At 65.2% G+C, this 19,577-nt stretch carries 15 protein-coding genes and 1 pseudogene; 7 read left to right on the forward strand and 9 right to left on the reverse strand.

Annotated features, from left to right (window positions below; translation table 11 throughout):
* Positions 1–74: 74 nt before the first annotated feature.
* Positions 75–1,469, reverse strand: coding sequence for a methylmalonyl-CoA mutase family protein (locus tag GR158_RS09155; protein ID WP_160870837.1), 1,395 nt, complete (start codon positions 1,467–1,469; stop codon positions 75–77).
* 231 nt (positions 1,470–1,700) lie between these two features.
* On the opposite strand from GR158_RS09155, the gene GR158_RS09160 reads away from it, so the two are divergent.
* Positions 1,701–2,477 carry a L,D-transpeptidase gene (locus GR158_RS09160; protein ID WP_202402211.1) on the forward strand — a complete coding sequence of 259 codons (777 nt, stop codon included), beginning with the start codon at positions 1,701–1,703 and terminating at the stop codon, positions 2,475–2,477.
* A 145-nt stretch (positions 2,478–2,622) separates the two neighbouring features.
* Here the strand turns inward: GR158_RS09160 and purN are convergent, their stop codons facing one another.
* From purN to GR158_RS09175, 3 genes are all read right to left on the reverse strand, one after another.
* The gene (gene purN, locus GR158_RS09165; protein WP_160870838.1) at positions 2,623–3,288 is read right to left on the reverse strand and encodes a phosphoribosylglycinamide formyltransferase; all 666 of its coding nucleotides are present in this window, start codon (positions 3,286–3,288) and stop codon (positions 2,623–2,625) included.
* A complete protein-coding gene (purM, locus tag GR158_RS09170; RefSeq protein WP_160870839.1) occupies positions 3,285–4,358 on the reverse strand; it encodes a phosphoribosylformylglycinamidine cyclo-ligase in 1,074 nt (357 codons plus the stop codon). The genes purN and purM overlap by 4 nt, the downstream gene beginning before the upstream one ends.
* A gap of 473 nt (positions 4,359–4,831) precedes the next feature.
* On the reverse strand, positions 4,832–5,575 hold the full coding sequence (locus GR158_RS09175; RefSeq protein WP_246665592.1) for a GAD-like domain-containing protein: 744 nt from the start codon (positions 5,573–5,575) through the stop codon (positions 4,832–4,834).
* 293 nt (positions 5,576–5,868) lie between these two features.
* On the opposite strand from GR158_RS09175, the gene GR158_RS09180 reads away from it, so the two are divergent.
* The 5 genes and pseudogenes from GR158_RS09180 to GR158_RS09200 all read left to right on the forward strand — a co-directional run bounded on the left by GR158_RS09180 (position 5,869) and on the right by GR158_RS09200 (position 12,428).
* On the forward strand, positions 5,869–7,005 hold the full coding sequence (locus GR158_RS09180) for an AI-2E family transporter (protein ID WP_160870840.1): 1,137 nt from the start codon (positions 5,869–5,871) through the stop codon (positions 7,003–7,005).
* A gap of 22 nt (positions 7,006–7,027) precedes the next feature.
* On the forward strand, positions 7,028–7,723 hold the full coding sequence (hdaA, locus tag GR158_RS09185) for a DnaA regulatory inactivator HdaA (RefSeq protein ID WP_160870841.1): 696 nt from the start codon (positions 7,028–7,030) through the stop codon (positions 7,721–7,723).
* A 449-nt stretch (positions 7,724–8,172) separates the two neighbouring features.
* Positions 8,173–10,302 (forward strand): annotated as a pseudogene (locus tag GR158_RS09190) (RNA degradosome polyphosphate kinase); the annotation flags it as partial.
* Between the two features lie 12 nt (positions 10,303–10,314).
* The gene (gene ppx / locus GR158_RS09195; protein ID WP_134647716.1) at positions 10,315–11,835 is read left to right on the forward strand and encodes an exopolyphosphatase; all 1,521 of its coding nucleotides are present in this window, start codon (positions 10,315–10,317) and stop codon (positions 11,833–11,835) included.
* Positions 11,836–11,843: 8 nt separating this feature from the next.
* The gene (locus GR158_RS09200) at positions 11,844–12,428 is read left to right on the forward strand and encodes a DUF922 domain-containing Zn-dependent protease (RefSeq protein WP_160870842.1); all 585 of its coding nucleotides are present in this window, start codon (positions 11,844–11,846) and stop codon (positions 12,426–12,428) included.
* Between the two features lie 125 nt (positions 12,429–12,553).
* Here GR158_RS09200 and GR158_RS09205 read toward each other — a convergent pair whose 3' ends face one another.
* Together GR158_RS09205 and GR158_RS09210 are read right to left on the reverse strand one after the other, a co-directional pair.
* Positions 12,554–13,912 (reverse strand): esterase-like activity of phytase family protein, encoded by a 1,359-nt coding sequence (locus GR158_RS09205; protein ID WP_202402212.1) that lies wholly within the window; start codon positions 13,910–13,912, stop codon positions 12,554–12,556.
* Between the two features lie 97 nt (positions 13,913–14,009).
* The gene (locus GR158_RS09210) at positions 14,010–14,927 is read right to left on the reverse strand and encodes an AraC family transcriptional regulator (protein WP_246665593.1); all 918 of its coding nucleotides are present in this window, start codon (positions 14,925–14,927) and stop codon (positions 14,010–14,012) included.
* Here GR158_RS09210 and GR158_RS09215 point away from each other — a divergent pair.
* Complete coding sequence (locus GR158_RS09215) at positions 14,914–15,321, forward strand: DUF2000 family protein (protein WP_160870843.1); 408 nt, start codon at positions 14,914–14,916, stop codon at positions 15,319–15,321. The two genes, GR158_RS09210 and GR158_RS09215, sit on opposite strands and share 14 nt — an antisense overlap.
* A gap of 3 nt (positions 15,322–15,324) precedes the next feature.
* Here GR158_RS09215 and rnd read toward each other — a convergent pair whose 3' ends face one another.
* The 3 genes from rnd to GR158_RS09230 all read right to left on the reverse strand — a co-directional run bounded on the left by rnd (position 15,325) and on the right by GR158_RS09230 (position 19,524).
* Positions 15,325–16,470, reverse strand: coding sequence for a ribonuclease D (rnd, locus tag GR158_RS09220; RefSeq protein ID WP_160870964.1), 1,146 nt, complete (start codon positions 16,468–16,470; stop codon positions 15,325–15,327).
* A 198-nt stretch (positions 16,471–16,668) separates the two neighbouring features.
* The gene (locus GR158_RS09225; RefSeq protein WP_160870844.1) at positions 16,669–18,054 is read right to left on the reverse strand and encodes a multicopper oxidase family protein; all 1,386 of its coding nucleotides are present in this window, start codon (positions 18,052–18,054) and stop codon (positions 16,669–16,671) included.
* A gap of 228 nt (positions 18,055–18,282) precedes the next feature.
* Positions 18,283–19,524 carry an MFS transporter gene (locus tag GR158_RS09230; RefSeq protein ID WP_160870845.1) on the reverse strand — a complete coding sequence of 414 codons (1,242 nt, stop codon included), beginning with the start codon at positions 19,522–19,524 and terminating at the stop codon, positions 18,283–18,285.
* Positions 19,525–19,577: the final 53 nt, after the last annotated feature.

Raw genomic sequence — 19,577 nt, forward strand, 5'->3', positions numbered from 1 at the left:
GTTGCGATTCCCATAGACGCGCGCTGTGGAAGTGGCCGATGCCCGGCAGCGCAGAGGGGGGTAGGTCATCCGCATCACGCCGCCTCCACGCAGTCCGCCAGCAACACGGGCCGAAGCCCCGGCGTGGCGACGTCCGACAGAGGCCCGAGCACGGTCACCGGACGCTCCGCCTTCAGCGCAAACAGCGTGGTCCCGACAATGGGCCGCACGCGTCGCGCCGCACGCGCTGCCTCCACCATCGCCTTGATCCTGCCCGAGGCGATCGCAGCCGAAAGCCCGCCGGCCTTTTCGATATCCGCAAACACCTCCCACGCTCTTTCCGCCAGCGCATCCGTCAGCGCCTCGATGCCACCCGCGCCCGCGGCGGGGTCGGCGACATGGGCGAGGTGGCTTTCGGTGATGAGCACGACCTGCGTGTTGCGCGCGATGCGGCGCGCGAAGGGATCGGGCACGCCGAGCGCCAGCGTGTGCGGCAGCACGGTGATCTCGTCGGCGCCGCCGGTGCCGGCGGAAAACACCGCGATGGTGTTGCGCAGGATGTTGGTTTCGGGATCGAGCCGCGTCAGCATGCGCCAGCTCGTCTCGGCATGGATATGCGCCGGCTTCGGTTCCGAAATGCCGCAGGCCGCCTGCATGCGCGCATGGAGGAGCCGCGCGGCGCGGAATTTCGCTGTCGTGAGGAACTGGTCCTGGTCGGCCGCAAGACAGAGCGCGGTGGCGGCAAACGTCGTTTCCGGCGCGAGGCCGACGGCATCGAGCCGGCGCAGGTTTTCCGCCAGCGCGGCCGCGACGATGGCGAGTTCCAGCGCTTCACCCGCGCCGGCATTGTGCGCAAGGCGGCCGTCGGCATTCAGCACCGTTCCGGAAAAATTAAAGCCGATCAAGTCCTTGGCGCGGGCAGCGGATTCTCCTGCTTCACTGGAGGTGCCGGAAAGGGCCGCACTGTGGGGATCGAGCCCGAAATGCACGGGCGCGCTGCGGGCATCCGCCTTGTCCAGCGCGCGGGCGAGCGTCGCGGACAACGCCTTGTCTCGGAAATCGGCTTCGAGGCGCAGCGAAAACGGCGTGGCGGCGCGAGCGGCCGCCGTTTGGGCGAAGGCGGTTTCGCCGCTCGCGGCCATCCCCGCGCCATGGGCGGCGGCGCTGCCCTTGAAGACGAGGGCGATGCCCGTTGCGCCATTCTCCAGGTCGTCGGCCATCTGCGCGCGGGCGCGGGATGTGTCGGCGTCGTCGCGGCGCTGGTTGACCGCCCAGGCGCCGCCGGCATGCGGCGTGGCGGCATGGCTGTGGGCGAGCGGCAGCGCGCCCTCGCGGCGCGGATAGATCGGCTGGATGGCGATGCCATCGTCAGTTTGCGACAGCAGCGCCGCGTCGAAATCCGCGCCCTTGAGCGCCTTTTCCGCCAATGCCCTCCAGCCCGCCGCGTCGACGGGCGCAAAGCCCGCCGTCCTCAAGATGCTCGCATCCATGCCGTCGCCATCTCCCGTGTTGCGGCATTTCTATTCATCCGGGATACAGCGTAAAGGGCCACTTTGGTAGAGTGACGCATTGGTGACACCGGACCGCAATTGTGGCGCGCAAGCCTGACACCAGCCGCATTTGCCACATTTATGGCAGGGTTGTGGACCTAATTCGCCCTGCATTCGTTAGTGATTCAGCCTCGCTTCTCCCGCCTCCGTCAAACGGATACCGACCCTTCCATGACCGATACCGCGCTTTCCCGCCGCCGCTTTCTCCAGTTTTCCGGCCTTGCCATGGCCAGCGGCCTTGCCGGCTGCACCTCGTCGATGAACACCGACGAGTTCCGCGAGCAGACCCGGCCTTATTTCCGCAATCCCGCGCTCGAGGGCCGGCCGGAATATCTCGACAACCGCGGACCGATCAGCATCTACGGCCAGACGCCGCCCTCCGGCCTGCTGCCCGATTCCTCGCGTTATGCCGCGATCTACGGCCCGGTCTATGACGGCGGCTTCCAGGTGCCGGCCGTGCCCTACCAGCAGATCGATCCGCGCTTCTATCGCCAGGAAGTGGAAAGCCCCTTCGCCGAGCGGCCGGGCACGATCATCGTCGATACCGGCAACCGCTTCCTCTACCTGATCCTCGCCAACGGCCGCGCCATGCGCTACGGCGTGGGCATCGGCCGGCAGGGCTTCGCCTGGTCGGGCCGCGGCGTCATCCAGTGGAAGCAGGCCTGGCCGAAGTGGACGCCGCCCGACGAAATGGTCAAGCGCCAGCCGGAACTGGTGAAATATTCCGGCGCCAATGGCGGCATGGCCGGCGGCCTCAACAACCCGCTCGGCGCGCGCGCTCTTTATATCTTCCAGAACGGCCAGGACACGCTCTACCGCCTGCACGGCTCGCCGGAATGGAAATCGATCGGCAAGGCCGTGTCGTCCGGTTGCGTGCGCATGCTCAACCAGGATGTGATGGACCTCTACGACCGCGTGAAGGGCAAGGCGCCGATCCTCGTGATCTGATGGCGGGCACAATCTTCCGCCAACCTCTCCTCCGTCATGGTCGGGCTTGACCCGACCATCCACGCTCCGGGCGCAGATTGATCCTCGGGTTAAACCCGAGGATGACGCTGTAGGTTGAAGTGAAGGTCCGGGCCGAAAGAGGATTCTAAACCGCCGGCGAAATCAGATGCGCGCCGTCGCTCTGCGGCAGGTCGCCGGATGTCACGGTCTTGCCGCCCTCCATGCGCACCTTGCCGTCCGCCACGAGCCGCAGCGCGAGCGGATAGCTCTTGTGCTCGACCGTCAGCACGCGGGCGGCCAGCGTATCGGCGGTATCGGCCGGCAGCACCGGCACGGCGGCCTGAACGATCACCGGACCCTCGTCCATGCCCTCGGTCACGAAATGCACCGTGCAGCCGGCAAGGCGCATGCCCGCGTCGATGGCGCGCTGGTGCGTGTGGAGCCCCGGAAAGAGCGGCAGCAGGGACGGGTGGATATTGAGGATGCGGCCTTCATAGCGGTTGATGAAGGCGCCGGAGAGCAGCCGCATATAGCCGGCAAGGCAGATGAGATCGGGCGAAAGCGCTTCCAGCGCCGCAAGGATCGCCGCCTCGTGGGCCTCCTTGTCGGCAAAGTCCTTTCGCAGGAAGGTGCGCGTCGCAATGCCGAGTGCTTCGGCCTTGGCAAGCCCGCCGGCATCCGCCTTGTCGGAGAAGACGGCGACGATCTCGGCCGGGAAATCCGCCGCTTCCGCCGCCTTCGCCAGCGCCAGCATGTTGGAGCCGCCGCCTGAAATGAAGGCGACGACGCGCTTGCGGGCAGGGGTCGTCATAGGGCGAGCGTGCCCTTGTAGATCGTGCCGGCGGCACCCTCTTCACGGCTGACCATGCGGCCGAGCCGGAAGACGGTCTCGCCTTCGGCGGAAAGCACGGTGGCAACGGCATCGGCCTTGTCGGCCGGCACGACGGCGATCATGCCGACGCCGCAGTTGAAGGTGCGCAGCATTTCATGGGCTTCCACGCCGCCGGTGCGGGCAAGCCAGGAGAACACGGCCGGCGCCTCGACGGCGTCGAGGTCGATTTCGGCGGCAAGGTGCTTGGGCAGCACGCGCGGAATGTTTTCCGGGAAGCCGCCGCCGGTGATGTGGGCCAGCGCCTTGATGGAACCGGTTTCGCGGATCGCCTTGAGAAGCGGCTTCACATAGATCTTCGTCGGCGTCAGCAGCGCCTCGCCGAGCGTCTTGCCGGCCTCGAACGGGGCGGCCGCGTCCCAGGCGAGGCCGGAGAGCGAAACGATCTTGCGCACCAGCGAATAGCCGTTGGAATGCACGCCGGAGGAGGCGAGGCCGAGGATGACGTCGCCTTCGGCGATGTCGCCGGCCGGCAGCAGCTGGCCGCGCTCGGCCGCACCGACGGCAAAGCCCGCGAGGTCGTAGTCGCCGTGCGAATACATGCCCGGCATCTCGGCGGTCTCGCCGCCGATCAGCGCGCAGCCGGCCTGGCGGCAGCCCTCGGCGATGCCCTGCACGATGGCAGCACCCTGGTCCGGGTCGAGCTTGCCGGTGGCGAAGTAGTCGAGGAAGAACAGCGGCTCGGCGCCCTGCACCACGAGATCGTTGACGCACATGGCGACGAGGTCGATGCCGACGGTGTCGTGGCGGTCGGCGTCGATGGCGATCTTCAGCTTGGTGCCCACGCCGTCATTGGCCGCCACCAGGACCGGATCCGTGAAGCCGGCGGCCTTGAGATCGAACAGGCCGCCGAAGCCGCCGATCTCGCCATCCGCGCCCGGGCGGCGCGTCGAGCGCACGGCCGGTTTGATCTTCTCGACCATCAGGTTGCCGGCATCGATATCGACGCCTGCATCGCTATAGGTCAGACCGTTCTTCTCCGACTGGCTCATGCTCTCGTCTCCGGTTCAGGCTGTTCGCGCCCGATTGGCATGATGGCGCGGCAAGTGCAAGTCGAATGCCGGGAAATCAGGGATTTTTTCACCGATCTGCATGCCGCACCGAGCATGGCGGCGACCAGCGTCCGACGGGCCCGGCGTCTCCCCGCAAGGCAATCCGCTATAGCATGTATAATGCGACGTCGCCGTTTCCCTTCTCCCCGGCGGGGAGAAGGTGGCCCGAAGGGTCGGATGAGGGGGCCTGCACGACAGGTGACGCTTGCGCCACCCCCTCATCCCCCTGCCGGAACCTTCTCCCCGCGGGGGAGAAGGGGGATGCGGCATGGCTTTCCTTGTGGATGCGCATCCTGTGCCCTTAGGACGAAACTCCGGAGTTCGGGAGCAGTTGCCACCAATGACCGCAGTCGGCCCAAAGCGGACGTTGCGGGATGTCAACGGGTGGGCCTCAGCACGACGAGGGAGGCCAGCTACTCGAGAACCCCTACTGCTGGACTCCCAATCTTGCGTATCTCTTTGGGGGGAAATGGATTCATGTCGATTAGCTTCAGGTCCTGTGCCTGAGCAAGCATGCTCATGTGTGGCAAGGAGTTATAGATTGCGATATTACCTGCATCTCGGGTTCCGCCGAAAGCCAGGATAGGTCTGAAGCCGTAGATTTGGTCAGCCTCCAGTCGTCCAAGCCGCGCACGCACAGCTTCGAAGAGCGGTCTTCCCTCGGCATCCAGGGGATCGAAGGAAACATCATCAACCAACAGCAACCGCGTAAGGACCGTCATGTTCGGATCGATGCCTTGCTTAGGGCTAACCAACCAGCGGCAGGACACTTCACCGTCCACGAGATCGATACGCACGTCACGAAAATCTTCATTCCAGGCGATGATTTCGCCGAAAGCACTGAAGCCGATCACGAAAGTTCTTCTTGCATCCAATTCATGGTCGTGGCCAAGCGCCTGCTCAAGAATTGGTCGGTAATCATCGGGATCACAAAGTTGGAAGTAGCCGCTTAGGAAGACGCCGAGGCCAATACGTTCCCATAGCTGCAAAACGCTTTCTGGAAGACGTCCTCTATAGCTCGTAGCATTCTTAGGACCCTTTCCAGAACTCTTCACATCGGCTGACATGAATTTTGTAACAATGGCGTCTAGCCGTTCCCGATATTGCACCATCCACTTCTTCTCCACCAGTTCCTCGTGGACGACATAAAGCGCCATTTCACTTTTCAAGATGGTGTCGTCAAGAGTGAGCACCTACCTCATTGCCGGAGCGAAAACTCGGATGGCTGCACATGGCGCAAAACTGCCAATGCGGGCTGATCTGGTGGCAGTTGGTACCGAACTACGCGAAACTCCGGGAAGGGCCACGGGCGCACGAAGCCGGCATCGCGCGAACAATGGGGAAATCGAGGAAAACACAGCACCGGTTCCACTTATAGCCGCCGAGCCTTGACGTTTCTCCGGCCCGCATCCTATCTGCTGGTATAACGGCAAACACGGGAAGAGGCGCGATGGCAGCCCATATCAGCGGCGCGGGACTGAAGCGGCAGGTGGTCTTCTGGATCCTGGCGCTCATCGTCTTCGTGATCTTCCTCCTGATTTTCAGCGATATCCTGCTGCCCTTCATCGCGGGCATGGCGCTGGCCTATTTCCTCGATCCGGTGGCGGACCGGCTGGAGCGGCTCGGCCTCAGCCGCATGATGGCGACGGTCCTGATCCTCGTCGCCTTCGTCGTGCTCTTCGCGCTGTCGCTGATGATCATCATCCCGCTTCTGGCGACCCAGGCCGCCGATTTCCTGGAAAAGCTGCCGGCCTATGTCACGCAGCTCCAGCAGCTGGTCGCAAGCTTCAACCCCGATCTGCTGCCGAGCTGGATCAGCAGCCAGATGGACACGATCAAGCAGAGCTTCTCCTCCATTCTGGCGGAAGGCGCGGGTTTCCTCGGCACGGTCTTCAAGCAGCTGTGGAATTCCGGCATGGCGCTGGTCAACATCGTCTCGCTGCTGGTCATCACGCCCGTCGTCGCCTTCTACATGCTGCTCGACTGGGACCGCATGATCGAGAAGGTGGACAGCTGCGTGCCGCGCGACCATGTCGCCGATGTCCGCCAGATCGCGTCGGAAATGGATGCGGCGATTGCCGGCTTCGTGCGCGGGCAGGGCTCCATCTGCATCATCCTCGGCCTTTACTACGGCGTCGGCCTGTCCTTCGCCGGCCTGAATTTCGGCCTGCTGATCGGCCTTTTCGCCGGCATCATCAGCTTCATTCCCTATGTCGGCTCACTGGTCGGGCTGGTTCTGGCCATCGGCGTGGCCGTCGTGCAGTTCTGGCCCGATTACTGGATGATCGCGCTCATCGCCGGCATCTTCTTCTCCGGCCAGTTCATCGAGGGCAATATCCTCCAGCCGAAGCTCGTGGGCTCGCGGGTCGGGCTGCACCCGGTCTGGCTGATGTTCGCGCTGGTCGCCTTCGGCGCACTGTTCGGCTTCGTCGGGCTGATGATCGCCGTGCCGGCGGCCGCCGCCGTGGGCGTGCTTGTCCGCTTCGGCCTCAACCGCTACCTTGACAGCGACCTGTACTACGGCAGCAAGAAGCCCATTCTCCTGGAGGAGAGCCTGCCGCAGGAAAGCCTGCCGCGCGGTGAGTGAGACAGAGTACCCGGGTAGACGCATGACCTCGCGCAAGACCGCCGAACAGTTGCCGCTGGCCTTCGGGCACGATCCCGCCACGGGACGGGACGACCTCCTGGTCGCCGGCCCCGTCGACGCGGCCGTCGCCATGATCGATGCCTGGCCGCACTGGCCCGCGCCCGTCGTCGTCATCGCCGGTCCCGTCGGCTCGGGAAAATCCCATCTTGCCGCGATCTGGCGCGAGCGGAGCGGCGCACGCCTCATCGAGGCGGTGCCGGGAACCGGCGCCGAAGAGGCTGCCGAACAGGGGCCCGTGCTCATCGAGGATGCCGACCGCGCCGGCTTCGACGACCGCACCCTGTTCCACATCATCAACAATGTGCGCCAGCACGGCCACACCCTGCTCATGACATCGCGGCTCTGGCCGATGTCCTGGGTCGTCGAGCTGCCGGACCTGCGCTCGCGCCTCAAGGCGGCGACCGTGGTGGAGATCGGCGAGCCCGACGACGAGCTTTTGTCGCAGGTCATCGTCAAGCTCTTCGCCGACCGCCAGCTCTTCGTCGATGACAGGCTGGTCGCCTATATCGTGGCGCGCATGGAGCGCTCGCTGGAGGCGGCGCAGACGCTGGTGGACCGGCTGGACCGGCTTGCCCTCGCCCGCGGCAGCCGCATCACCCGCCAGCTGGCGCAGGAGGTGCTGGGCGAGATGGTCGGCCCCGGTGATCTCGACGAATAGCGTGGCCGGTCGCTGCCACCCCCTCCGATCTGTCGGCCGCCTCTCCTTCTCCCCCACGGGGAGAAGGTGGCCCGAAGGGCCGGATGAGGGGGACTGCTCGACGTAACGCCCCCTCATCCCGCTGCCGCGACCTTCTCCCCGACGGGGAGAAGGGAGTATGACGGACCCGCACGATTCCATAGGCAAAGCGCCCGGTTGTCAGGGAGACGCCCTAACGAAGAAACGCCGCTTTCGGGGTCCGTCGGCAACCTTTTCCATCGTCGCCGATTGACTGTCACAGTTCTGTCGTCAAACTGCGCTAAGCGCTTCGCGTTAAAGCAGAAATCGTTTCCGTCATGGATGGCGGCAGACAGGACGGACTTCTCATGGACACGGCGAACCCGGACCTTTCCCCCGAAAATCCCGTCGCGGATGCGCAGCCGGACGGCGCGAGCGTCGATGTCGAAGCGCTGATGGCGAGCCCGGAGCGCTTCATCAACCGGGAATTCTCCTGGCTCCAGTTCAACCGCCGCGTCCTTGAAGAAACCCTCAATACAGCCCATCCGCTGCTCGAGCGCGTGCGCTTCCTGTCGATCTCCGCGGCCAATCTCGACGAGTTCTTCATGGTGCGCGTCGCGGGCCTCGAAGGCCAGGTGCGGCAGGGCATCGCCATCCGCAGCCCCGACGGCAAGACCTCGGCCGAACAGCTTGACGACATCCTGAAGGAGATCGACAATCTCCAGATGGAGCAGCAGGCCTCGCTTGCCGTGCTCCAGCAGTATCTTGCCAAGGAAGACATCCTGATCGTGCGCCCGGTGGCGCTGACGAGCGACGACAAGGTCTGGCTCCAGCAGGAGTTCAACCAGTCGATCTTCCCGGTCCTGACCCCGCTGTCGATCGATCCGGCGCACCCGTTCCCGTTCATTCCCAACCTCGGCTTCTCCATCGGCCTCCAGCTGGAAAGCACGATGGGCAAGGAGCCGATGACGGCGCTGCTGCGCCTGCCGGTCGCGCTCGACCGCTTCATCCGCCTGCCGGATGCCGAGGGCGCCATCCGCTACATCACGCTGGAGGATGTGGTCGGGCTGTTCATCGGCCGGCTCTTCCCCGGTTACATCGTGCGCGGCTCGGGCACCTTCCGCATCATCAGAGACAGCGATATCGAGGTGGAGGAAGAGGCGGAAGATCTCGTGCGCTTCTTCGAGACCGCGCTCAAGCGCCGCCGCCGCGGATCGGTGATCCGCATCGAGACCGATTCCGAGATGCCGGAATCGCTGCGCCGCTTCGTCGTCGGCGAACTCAACGTGCCGGACAACCGCGTCGCCGTCCTGCCGGGCCTGCTTGCCCTCAACACGCTGTCGGAGATCACCAAGGCTCCGCGCAACGACCTGAGGTTCGAGCCCTACAATGCGCGATTTCCCGAACGCGTCCGAGAGCACGCCGGAGACTGCTTCGCCGCCATCCGCGAAAAGGACATGGTCGTCCACCACCCCTACGAAAGCTTCGACGTGGTGGTCCAGTTCCTTCTCCAGGCTGCGCGCGATCCTGACGTTCTGGCGATAAAGCAGACGCTCTACCGCACCTCCAACGACAGCCCCATCGTGCGCGCGCTGATCGATGCCGCCGAGGCCGGCAAGTCGGTGACGGCGCTGGTCGAGCTCAAGGCGCGCTTCGACGAGGAGGCCAACATCCGCTGGGCGCGCGACCTGGAACGCGCCGGCGTGCAGGTCGTCTTCGGCTTCATCGAATTGAAGACCCACGCCAAGATGTCGATGGTGGTGCGGCGCGAGGAGGGCAGGCTGCGCACCTATTGCCACCTCGGCACGGGCAACTACCACCCGGTCACGGCGAAGATCTACACGGACCTGTCCTTCTTCAGCTGCAACCCGACCATCGCCAACGATATGGCGAACATCTTCAACTTCATCACCGGCTATGGCGAACCCGAGGCCGGCATGAAGCTCGCCTTCTCGCCCTATACGCTGCGCCCGCGCATCCTGCGTCACATCGACGAGGAGATCGCGCATGCGAAGAACGGCGCGCCGGCGGCGATCTGGATGAAGATGAATTCTCTTGTGGACCCCGAAATCATCGATGCGCTTTACCGCGCCAGCCAGGCGGGCGTGGAAGTGGATCTGGTGGTGCGCGGCATCTGCTGCCTGCGCCCGCAGGTGCCGGGCCTCTCGGACAATATCCACGTCAAATCCATCGTCGGTCGCTTCCTGGAGCATTCCCGCATCTTCTGCTTCGGCAACGGCCACGGGCTTCCCTCCGACAAGGCGCTGGTCTATATAGGCTCCGCGGATATGATGCCGCGCAACCTGGACCGGCGGGTCGAGACACTCGTGCCTCTGATCAACCGGACGGTGCATGAGCAGGTACTCTCGCAGATCATGCTGGGCAATCTCATCGACAACCAGCAGAGCTACGAGATTCTTCCCGACGGAACGTCCCGGCGCATGGAAGTGCAGCCCGGTGCCGAGCCGTTCAATGCTCAGCACTACTTCATGACCAACCCCAGCCTGTCCGGCCGGGGCGAGGCCCTGAAGTCCTCGGCACCGAAGGCGATCGCGGGCTGGCAAGGCCGCCGCAAGAAGTAAAACTGGATATGCATGGTCGAATCTGAAGCGCAGGGGCGGTTGCCTGGAATTGCCCCGGTCTCGGTCGTGGATATCGGTTCCAACTCGATTCGTCTTGTCATCTACGAGGGCATGAGCCGGTCGCCGGCCACGCTCTTCAACGAGAAGGTCATGTGCGGCCTCGGCAAGGGGCTGGCGCGGACCGGCCGCATGGACCAGGCGAGCGTCGACCGCGCGCTGGCGGCCCTTCATCGTTTCAAGGCCCTTTCCGTCCAGGCCCGCGCCACCACCATGTTCGCGCTGGCGACGGCGGCGGCGCGCGAGGCCGAGAACGGCCCCGATTTCATCCACCAGGCCGAAATGATCCTCGGCCGGAAGGTGCGCGTGCTGACCGGCGAGGAGGAGGCCTATTTCTCCGCGCTCGGCGTCATCAGCGGCTTCCATGATCCTGACGGCATCGTCGGCGACCTCGGCGGCGGCTCGCTGGAGCTGATCGATGTCGCGGGCGGCGCGATCGGCAAGGGCATCACGCTGCCGCTGGGCGGCATCCGGCTGTCGGAGGCCTCCGGTGGCTCGCCCGCGCAGGCGCGCATCGTCGCGCGCAAGTTCCTGCGCACCGCCAACCTCCTGAAGAACGGAGCCGGCCGCACCTTCTATGCCGTGGGCGGCACCTGGCGCGCCATCGGTGCCCTGCACATGGAAGTGCAGAACTATCCGCTCCACATGATCCAGGGCTACGAGCTGAGCTTTTCCGACGCCATGGATTTCCTGACCGATATCGTCACGGCCAAGGACCAGAAGGATCCGGCCTATGCGGCGATCTCCAAGAGCCGTCGCAACCTGCTGCCCTTCGGCGCCGTCGCGCTTCAGGAGACGATCGCGATCATGAAGCCGTCGCGGGTCCTCTTCTCCGCCCAGGGCGTGCGCGAGGGTTATCTCTATTCGCTGCTGCCCGAACGCGAGAAGGCGCGCGATCCGCTGCTGGCCGCCGCCGGCGAACTCGCCATCCTGCGCGCCCGCTCGCCCGAACATGCCCGCGAGCTTGCCGAATGGACCGGCCGCGCGATGCCGCTGTTCGGCGTGACGGAGACTGAGGAGGAGCGGCGCTATCGCGAGGCGGCCTGCCTGCTCGCCGATATCAGCTGGCGCGCCCATCCCGATTATCGCGGGCTTCAGGCGCTCAACCTCATCGCGCACGGCACGTTCATCGGCATCACCCATCCCGGCCGCGCCTTCATCGCGCTGACGAACTACTACCGCTTCGAGGGCCTGAACGACGATACGGTCAGCAGTTCGCTCGCCTCCATCGCCACGCCGCGCCTGCGCGAACTCGCCAAGCTGGTGGGCGGCCTCTTGCGCGTCGTCTATCCGTTCTCGGCCTCCATGCCCGGCGTTGTGCCGCATCTCGCCTTCCGCAAGTCGAGCACGCCCGATGTCGATCTCGAGCTGATCGTGCCGCCGGAACATGCGGAACTCGCCGGCGAACGGCTTGATGCGCGCCTCCAGCAGCTTGCGCGGCTTACCGGCAAGAAGCTTGCCTACAGGTTCCTGTGAGGCCGACCATGCGTATGACGAGCTTTCTCATCGGCCTTTTCCTTGCCACCGGCGCCATGGCGCAGGACTGGCAGGCGGTGGAGCGTGTCGAACCCTATTCGGTGCAGGGTGCGACGGGTCTCGACATCTACCGCTCCATCGGCGAGCGCGGCCCGAAACTCGGCGTGGCCCGTGTCATCGCCCATACCGGCTTCAAGCTGACCTGGACGCGCGAATACGAGCGGCAGGGCAATGCCTGCGTCATCACGGTCAACAAGCCGAAGCTCATCATCACCTACACGCTGCCGCAGCTGAAGACCAAGCTTTCCGAGCCGTTGAAGAGCCGCTGGGACACCTTCATCGCCGGCGTGACCGCGCATGAGAAAATCCATGGCGACTTCATCAAGGACATGGTGAAGGAGATCGAGGCGATGAGCGTGGGCATGCGCGTCGAGGACGATCCGGCCTGCAAGAAGATCCGCCCCGCGCTCCAGGCCCGCCTCGGCGAGCTCTCGCAGGCCCAGCGCGCCCGCAGCCGCGATTTCGACAAGGTCGAAATGAGCGAGGGCGGCAATGTCCACCAGCTGATCCTGCAGTTTGTCGATCCGCGGTAACCGACGGCTCTGACTTTTCCTTCTTCATCCTCGGGCTCGACCCGAGGATGAAGAAGGAGAGGTTGTTCAAAGCCAGACGGCGGCGATGGGAAGGCCGCCGCCTGGCATAACCGGTTCGCGCAGCCTCACTCCGCCTTCAAGAACGCGCCCGCTTCCAGCAGCACGAATTCGTTGTCGTCGGCCTTGTCGAGCGCGCGGCCGGCCGAGAAGGGCAGGTTGTTGTCGTTGCCGACGATGATGTGCGTGTCGTCCACGCGATCGACATTCTCGATGGTCACGAACGGCATGTCGTAGAAGCCGTCGCCGCCGCCTTGACGCTTCCTGTTATCAGGGTCGGCGATCTTCAGGAGGTCGATATAGCCGATCTTGCGCACGGCCTTGCCGGCATTGTCGTCCGTCATGGATATCTTGTAGATGCGCTTGACCTTGGAAGGCGTGGCGAAGCAGTCCGGCTTCGGGTCCTTCGGATCGGCGCAGGCCTTGTCGGCCGTGCCCGCGCCGTTGTCGCGCTCGATCACCAGTGCCGTCGTCGCGTCCAGCATGTTGAAGTCGCCGATGGCCTCGCCGCCTTCGGCCAGCGGATAGAGCCAGCTGCGGCCCGTCCAGGCCTTGGATGCGACGTCGAGTTCGATGATGCGCAGCGCCGGGCGGCCGTCGGCCTGCTCGACGGTGGCATTGTCGCGCCAGATCGGGCCTTCGAGCAGGCCGTAGAGCTTCGAGCCGTCCTTCGACAGGGCCAGACCCTCGTAGCCGCCGGAGCGCTTGAGGTTGAAGGCCGGCATCGCCTTGGACGGATCGGCCTGCACGGCAAGCGTCGGATTGTCGGGGGAGGCCACCGGCTTGCCGTCGACCGCGGTGGCGATGACGTCGGTCAGCCGGCCCTCAAGGTCGAATTTCAGGATATAGGGGCCGAATTCCTCGCCGATCCAGAAACCGTCCGCGACGGGCTGGATGGATTCGACATCGAAATCGGCGCCGGTGAGGTAGCGCTTGGCCGCACCTTCCATCACGATGGGGAAGGGCGCCTTCTTGTCCGGGTCTGACAGGAAGAGCGTCGTGATCGGCTCCATCGTGCCCTTGTCCCAGTCGAAACGCACATGATGCAGCATCAGCATGGCGTCGGAAGAATTCAGCTTGGTGCCGAAGCCGTTGTCCGAAAGCGTCCAGAACGTGCCGTCTTCCATGGCCTTGATGCCGGAGAAGCCCTGCATCGGCTGGCCGGCGAAGGGCAGGGCGAGGCCGGTCTCGCGCACGCCGTCCTTGCCCATGACCGTGCCGAGCGCTTCCGTGCGCTTGCGGTCGGCGGTGGTGAACTTGCCCGAGGTCTTCAGGTAATCGGCCGCGTCATCGGGGGCCGCGAGGATCGTGTTGGCCGGGAGGATGGCGTGCGCCTTCAGCGTGGCGGTAAATTCGGTCTCCGCGGCAAATGCGGTCGTGGTCATCAGCAGCGAAAGGGCAGCGGTCGTGAAAAGGTGCCTGGTCATCATCATCCCCATGGGTTTGCAAAGCGACGCCAGTTGATAGGCATCGCGCATGACCGCTGCTTGACAGTTGCTTGTCGCTTTCGTGACGGAGTGTGGATCAGGCGCGCCCTGCGGCAAGTGCCGCGAAGCGGCCGGGCGTCATGCCGTGCGCCTTCTTGAAGTGGCGGCTGAGATGGGCCTGGTCGGCGAAGCCGCTGGCGAAGGCGGCCTCCGCGAGGCTCTCGCCCGCGGTGATCAGGGCGCGCGCGCATTCCAGGCGGCGCATGACGAGATAACGATGAGGGCTGGTGCCGAGCATCCGCCGGAACTGCCGGGCGAGCGCAAAGCGGTCGAGGCCGGTCACCTCTTCGAGGTCTTGAGCGCTGACCTGGCGGACGATGTTTTCCCGCAGGAAGGCGCAGGCCCGCAGCACCTCCGGCTGTGCGAGCCGTTCCGCCCGAGCCTGCGGCGCACCCGCATGGTCGAGCAAGGCGGTGGCGATCTCCGCCATGAGCTCGTCAAACTTCAGCTGTTCGAACGCTTCGCCCATGCTGCCGAAGGCTTCGAGCATCAGCCGCGCCAGCCCGATATCGTCGACGACGGGGCTTGCCACGAAGGGCAGGGCGCGGCCGCGCTCGGCCGTCGCCGGCAGGAACCGTTCCGGCGGGATATACATCATGCGGTAGGTCAGCCCGTCATCCGTGCCGGCCGCGCCGTCGTGCAACTCGTCGGGATGCAGCACGATGACATTGCCGGGCGGGCTGAACCGGGATGCGCCGCGATAGCGGAAGGTCTGGATGCCGGCCATGGTGACGCCCAGCGCATAGGTATCGTGCCGGTGCAGGTCGAAGCCCTTGCCGCGGAACCGCGCCTCGATCCGCTCGATGCCGGCAAGCTCGGGCGCCACGACGATGCGGTCCTTGTCCCTGTCCGTGCACGAACGTTCAAGCGGGCCCTCGACCGCGCCTGCTATCGCATTGTCAGCGGAATGGTCCGCAGCCTTTTCCCGGGAGTATATCCGAATGTTCGATACCAAGTTCGCCGTCGTGCTGCGCGAGGATCTGGAGGTGTGGCAGAAGCTCAATGTCACCGCGTTCCTGTCGAGCGGCATCATCGGCCAGAAGCCGGACCTGATCGGCGAAGCTTATCGCGATGCGGCCGGCCATGTCTATAACGCGCTCAGCGTGCAGCCGATCATCGTCCTGTCGGCCGACGGTGCGACGCTGTCGAAGATCCATGCCCGCGCGCTCGAACGTGCGGTGCCCGCATCCGTCTATATCGAGGAGATGTTCTCGACCGGCCATGACGAAGCCAATCGCGCGGTCTTCGCGACGTTCGGCCCTGACGATGCCAAGATCGTCGGCATCGCGATGCACGCCGACAGGAAGAGCGTGGACCGCATCACCAAGGGCGCCCGGCTGCATGCGTGAGGCTTAAAGCTCGACGGCCTCGATCTTCTTGTCGACGAAGCGCAGCGCGACCTTGCCGCCGATGAGGTTGAGGGCGGTCTCGCCGAACAGTTCGCGGCGCCAGCCGGAAAGGGCGGCGACTTCGGCCGCCTCGCCCTCGATGGCGATCTTTTCGAGATCGTCGGAATTGGCGATGATCTTGGCCGCGACGCCTTCCTTTTCGGAGACGATCTTGAGCAGCACCTTCAGCATCTCGCTGGCCGAGGCCGCACCTTCGGGCACATGGTTCTGGCGCGGCAGGCGGGGCAGGTCGGTCTTGGGGATGGCGAGCGCCTCGCCGATGGCCTCCAGCAGTGCGGCGCCCGACTGTGAGCGCTCCCACCCCTTGGGAATGGTGCGCAGGCGTGCCAGCGCCTCGGCATCGGCCGGCTGCTGCTGGGCGATTTCGTAGATCGTGTCGTCCTTGAGGATGCGCGAGCGCGGCACGTTGCGGCTGCGCGCCTCGCGTTCGCGCCAGGCGGCCACCTTCTGCAGCACGGCCAGCTCCACCGGCTTCTTGACGCGCATCTTGAGGCGGCGCCAGGCGTCATCGGGATGCAGGTCGTAGGTCTCGCGCGATTCCAGCACGGCCATTTCTTCCGTCAGCCACAGCGAGCGGCCCGCTTCCTCCAGCTTTTCCTTGAGCGCCAGATAGACGTCGCGCAGATGGGTGACGTCGGCCAGCGCATATTCCAGCTGCTTTTCGGTGAGCGGCCGGCGGCTCCAGTCGGTGAAGCGCGAGGACTTGTCGATATGCACGCCCTTGATCTTCTGCACGAGCTGGTCGTAGGACACGCTGTCGCCGAAGCCGCAGACCATGGCCGCGACCTGCGTGTCGAAGATCGGATGCGGCAGCAGGTTGCCGCGGTTGAAGATGATCTCGATGTCCTGCCGTGCGGCGTGGAACACCTTCAGCACATCGGGATTGGCCATCAGCTCGAAGAAGGGCGCAAGGTCCAGGCCCTTGGCCAGCGGATCGACGATGACCTCGGTCTCCGGACCGGCAAGCTGGATCAGGCAAAGCTCCGGCCAGAACGTCGTCTCCCGCAGGAACTCCGTGTCGATCGTCAGATACTCGGAACGGGCGAGCGTCTCACAGGCGTCGCGAAGGGCTGCGGTTGTCTCGATGATCTGCATAAGGACTTGGCCGGCTTTCTCGATTTTTTGGATCGGGCAGCTTTAGACGTTCCACGGTTTTGCCACAATCGAAAATTTGAGCACGGGTGCCCGTGCCCCAACCACCATCGTCATCCTCGGGCTTGACCCGAGGATCCACCGGCGTCCGGGGCGTGGATGCTCGGGTCAAGCCCGAGCATGACGGAGGAGAGGTTATGCCACCCGCACATAGCTCGTCATGCCGGTCTTCTGGTGCTCGATGATGTGGCAATGGAAGACCCAGTCGCCGGGATTGTCGGCAACCAGCGCGAGCTGCACCTTCTCGTCCGGCAGGATGAGATAGGTGTCGGAGAAATGCGGGCGAAGCGCCTGCTTGTTGGAATTCATCGGCTTGAAGGCGAGGCCGTGCAGGTGGAGCGGGTGCACCTGCGGCGTCGGGTTCTCGACGTTGAAGATATAGGTCCTGCCCACCTTCATCTCGGCGAGCGGCGCGGTCGGGTCGCCGCTGTCGTCGGCCCACGGTACCTTGTTGATGGCCCAGAAATTGTAGCCGAGCGAGCCGCAGATGCCGTCCTTCGGGCGCTCTTCCGCCGAGGCCGACAGGATGAACGGGATTTCCGTCGCCGCCGAAAGGTCGGGTTCGGAGAGGGGATTGGCGGCCAGCGCCGGCAGATCCTGGAGATTGCGCTTCAGCGATGCGCCGGTGGCGCGGAAGGTGACGAGCGTCGTGGGCTTGGTGCCGCGCAGGTCCATCAGCGCGGCAATGGCGCCCTCGGTCTCGGGCATACGCAGCGCGAGGTCCAGTCGCTGGCCGGGGCCGATCATCAGGTGATCGAGCGCAAAACGGTCTGCCGCGGGATTGCCGTCGGCGGCGATGACGAGGGCGTCCGCGCCATCCACATTGAGAGTGAGGATGCGGGTGACGTCGGTGGCGGCGATGCGCAGCCGCACGAGCCCGCCCGCCGGCGCGTCATATTGCGGCGTCTGGCGCCAGTTGGCGGTGCGCACCGTGCCGAACGTGCCGGCGCGGGCGGCGTCGCGCGGCTTGAACTGCGCGATGAACTGCCCGTCGCCGCCCAGCCGCCAGTCGCGCAGGTTGAGCACGATCTCGGCGTCGAAGACGGGATCGGCCGGGTCCTCCACGACGATCACGCCGGCAAGGCCGCGGCCCATCTGCTCCAGCGTGTTGCAATGGGGGTGATACCAGAAGGTACCGGCATCGGGCGGCGTGAAGGCATAGTCGAAACCGTCGCCGCCATAGACATAGGGCTGCGTGAGGAAGGGCACGCCGTCCATCCTGTTGTCGATGCGCAGCCCGTGCCAGTGCACGGTCGTCGGCTCGTCCAGCCCGTTTTCGAGGCGCAGCGCGAAGGGTACGCCCCGTCGCATGCGCAGCACCGGCGGCACCTCGGCGTCGCCATAGGTCATGGCCGCCCTGGTCGGCCCCTTGTCCGTGATCAGCGCATCGGTGCGGCGGGTCAGAAGCGTGGTTGCCGCCTTGGCGCTCGCCGGTTTGCCGAGCTGGCCGGCAAGGCCCATGCCGCCCGCATAGGCGCCGGCGACGAGTGCGCCCTTCATCAGCGTGCGGCGTGTCAGCATGGCGGTTCCCTCGGTAACGTTCAGCGCAACCCCCTCATCCGCCTGCCGGCACCTTCTCCCCGAGGGGAGAAGCGATGTGCCGCAGCGTTTCCGTTTCCCTCTCCCCTCGGGGAGAGGTCCGCCGAGCGAAGCGGAGGCGGGGTGAGAGGGCGACGCGAAATGCCTTATCCTTCTAAACCTGAGCGCATATCTCAGCAATAACCTGCGCGCGATCAGATTGCCGCAGGCTCAGAGCTTGGTGTCACGCTCCTTTTCCGGAGCGGCCAGCTTGTTGAAGAAGAAGGAGGTGCGCAGCAGGTTGCGGAAGCGGCTGCGGCGCGCGCCCGTCGGCACGCCCGGCCGCGCGCTGATGCGCAACGCCGTATAGCCCATGAAGGCGAAGAGGATGATGGCGGTGTAGAGAAACAGCGCCTGCGGCCCGAAGAACTGCAGCAGCACGGACGCAAAGAGCGGCCCGATGATCGCGCCGCAGGACCAGAAGAACAGCATGCCGGCCGAAACCAGCGCATGTTCGCCTTCGCCGGCATGATCGTTGGCGTGGGCCGAGCAGAGCGAATAGAGCGGCATGGCGAAGGCGCCGAAGACGAAGATGCCGACGAGGTTCTTCCATTCGTTGCCGCCGGCGAAGAAGGCGAGATAGAGCGCGGCAAGCGTCGAGCCCAGCGTGGCGACGAGGATGATCAGGCGCCGGTCGAGCCGGTCGGAATAGATGCCGAGCGGATATTGCAGCACCACGCCGCCGACGATGCCCGCGCTCATGAAGCTCGCGATGGCCGTCACCGAAAGCCCGATGTCGTGGGCGTAGATCGGTCCGAGATTGCGGAAGGCCGCATTGGTCAGGCCCACGACGATGCAGCCGACGGTGGCGAGCGGCGAGATGTTCCACAGTTTCTTCACGTCGAAGCGGATCGCCTCCGGCACGGTGGGACTGGAGCGGTCGGCAAGCGAGATCGGCACGAGCGACAGCGACAGCGCCATGGCGATGAAGGCGAAGATCTCGAACCCGCCGATGCCGAAGCCGGGGATGACATATTGCGCCGCTGTCACCGAGCCGAGGTCGACCAGACGGTAGACGGAGAGCGTGCGCGCCCGGTTGGAATTGGTGACGGCGGCGTTCAGCCAGCTTTCGACGGTGGCGAAGAGGCTGGCGAAGCAGATGCCGGCGACGAGCCGCATGGCGAACCAGAAGACGGGATCGATGACCAGCACCATGGCGATGGCCGAGGCGGACGCGATGGCCGCCATGGCGGAGAAGGTGCGGATATGGCCGATGGCCCGCAGCACGCGCGTCACGTAGATGCAGCCGATGGCAAAGCCGATGCTGTAGCCCGCGCCGACGATGCCGATCACCGAGGTCGAGAAGCCTTCATTGGCCGCGCGCAACGCGATGAACGTGCCCTGCAACCCATTGCCGCCGATCAGGATGCCGGCGGTGATAAGAAGCGGAATCAGGGGGCGAATCGTGGACATGCGCCCACTATGGCGAAGCTTTCACGGAAAGGCAGGCGGGAAAGCGAAACGGG

It is taken from the genome of Shinella sp. AETb1-6 (assembly GCF_009826875.1).
In the GTDB taxonomy this organism is placed as follows: Bacteria; Pseudomonadota; Alphaproteobacteria; order Rhizobiales; family Rhizobiaceae; genus Shinella; species Shinella sumterensis.

Excerpts from the sequence above, each read along its gene's own strand:
- GR158_RS09230 (WP_160870845.1), bottom strand. The coding sequence starts at position 19,524 with ATGTCCACGATTCGCCCCCTGATTCCGCTTCTTATCACCGCCGGCATC.
- GR158_RS09200 (WP_160870842.1), top strand. The coding sequence starts at position 11,844 with ATGCGTATGACGAGCTTTCTCATCGGCCTTTTCCTTGCCACCGGCGCC.
- GR158_RS09180 (WP_160870840.1), top strand. The coding sequence starts at position 5,869 with ATGGCAGCCCATATCAGCGGCGCGGGACTGAAGCGGCAGGTGGTCTTC.
- GR158_RS09155 (WP_160870837.1), bottom strand. The coding sequence starts at position 1,469 with ATGGATGCGAGCATCTTGAGGACGGCGGGCTTTGCGCCCGTCGACGCG.
- ppx (WP_134647716.1), top strand. The coding sequence starts at position 10,315 with ATGGTCGAATCTGAAGCGCAGGGGCGGTTGCCTGGAATTGCCCCGGTC.
- GR158_RS09175 (WP_246665592.1), bottom strand. The coding sequence starts at position 5,575 with ATGGCGCTTTATGTCGTCCACGAGGAACTGGTGGAGAAGAAGTGGATG.
- GR158_RS09215 (WP_160870843.1), top strand. The coding sequence starts at position 14,914 with ATGTTCGATACCAAGTTCGCCGTCGTGCTGCGCGAGGATCTGGAGGTG.
- hdaA (WP_160870841.1), top strand. The coding sequence starts at position 7,028 with ATGACCTCGCGCAAGACCGCCGAACAGTTGCCGCTGGCCTTCGGGCAC.
- purN (WP_160870838.1), bottom strand. The coding sequence starts at position 3,288 with ATGACGACCCCTGCCCGCAAGCGCGTCGTCGCCTTCATTTCAGGCGGC.
- GR158_RS09205 (WP_202402212.1), bottom strand. The coding sequence starts at position 13,912 with ATGACCAGGCACCTTTTCACGACCGCTGCCCTTTCGCTGCTGATGACC.
- purM (WP_160870839.1), bottom strand. The coding sequence starts at position 4,358 with ATGAGCCAGTCGGAGAAGAACGGTCTGACCTATAGCGATGCAGGCGTC.
- GR158_RS09160 (WP_202402211.1), top strand. The coding sequence starts at position 1,701 with ATGACCGATACCGCGCTTTCCCGCCGCCGCTTTCTCCAGTTTTCCGGC.
- GR158_RS09225 (WP_160870844.1), bottom strand. The coding sequence starts at position 18,054 with ATGCTGACACGCCGCACGCTGATGAAGGGCGCACTCGTCGCCGGCGCC.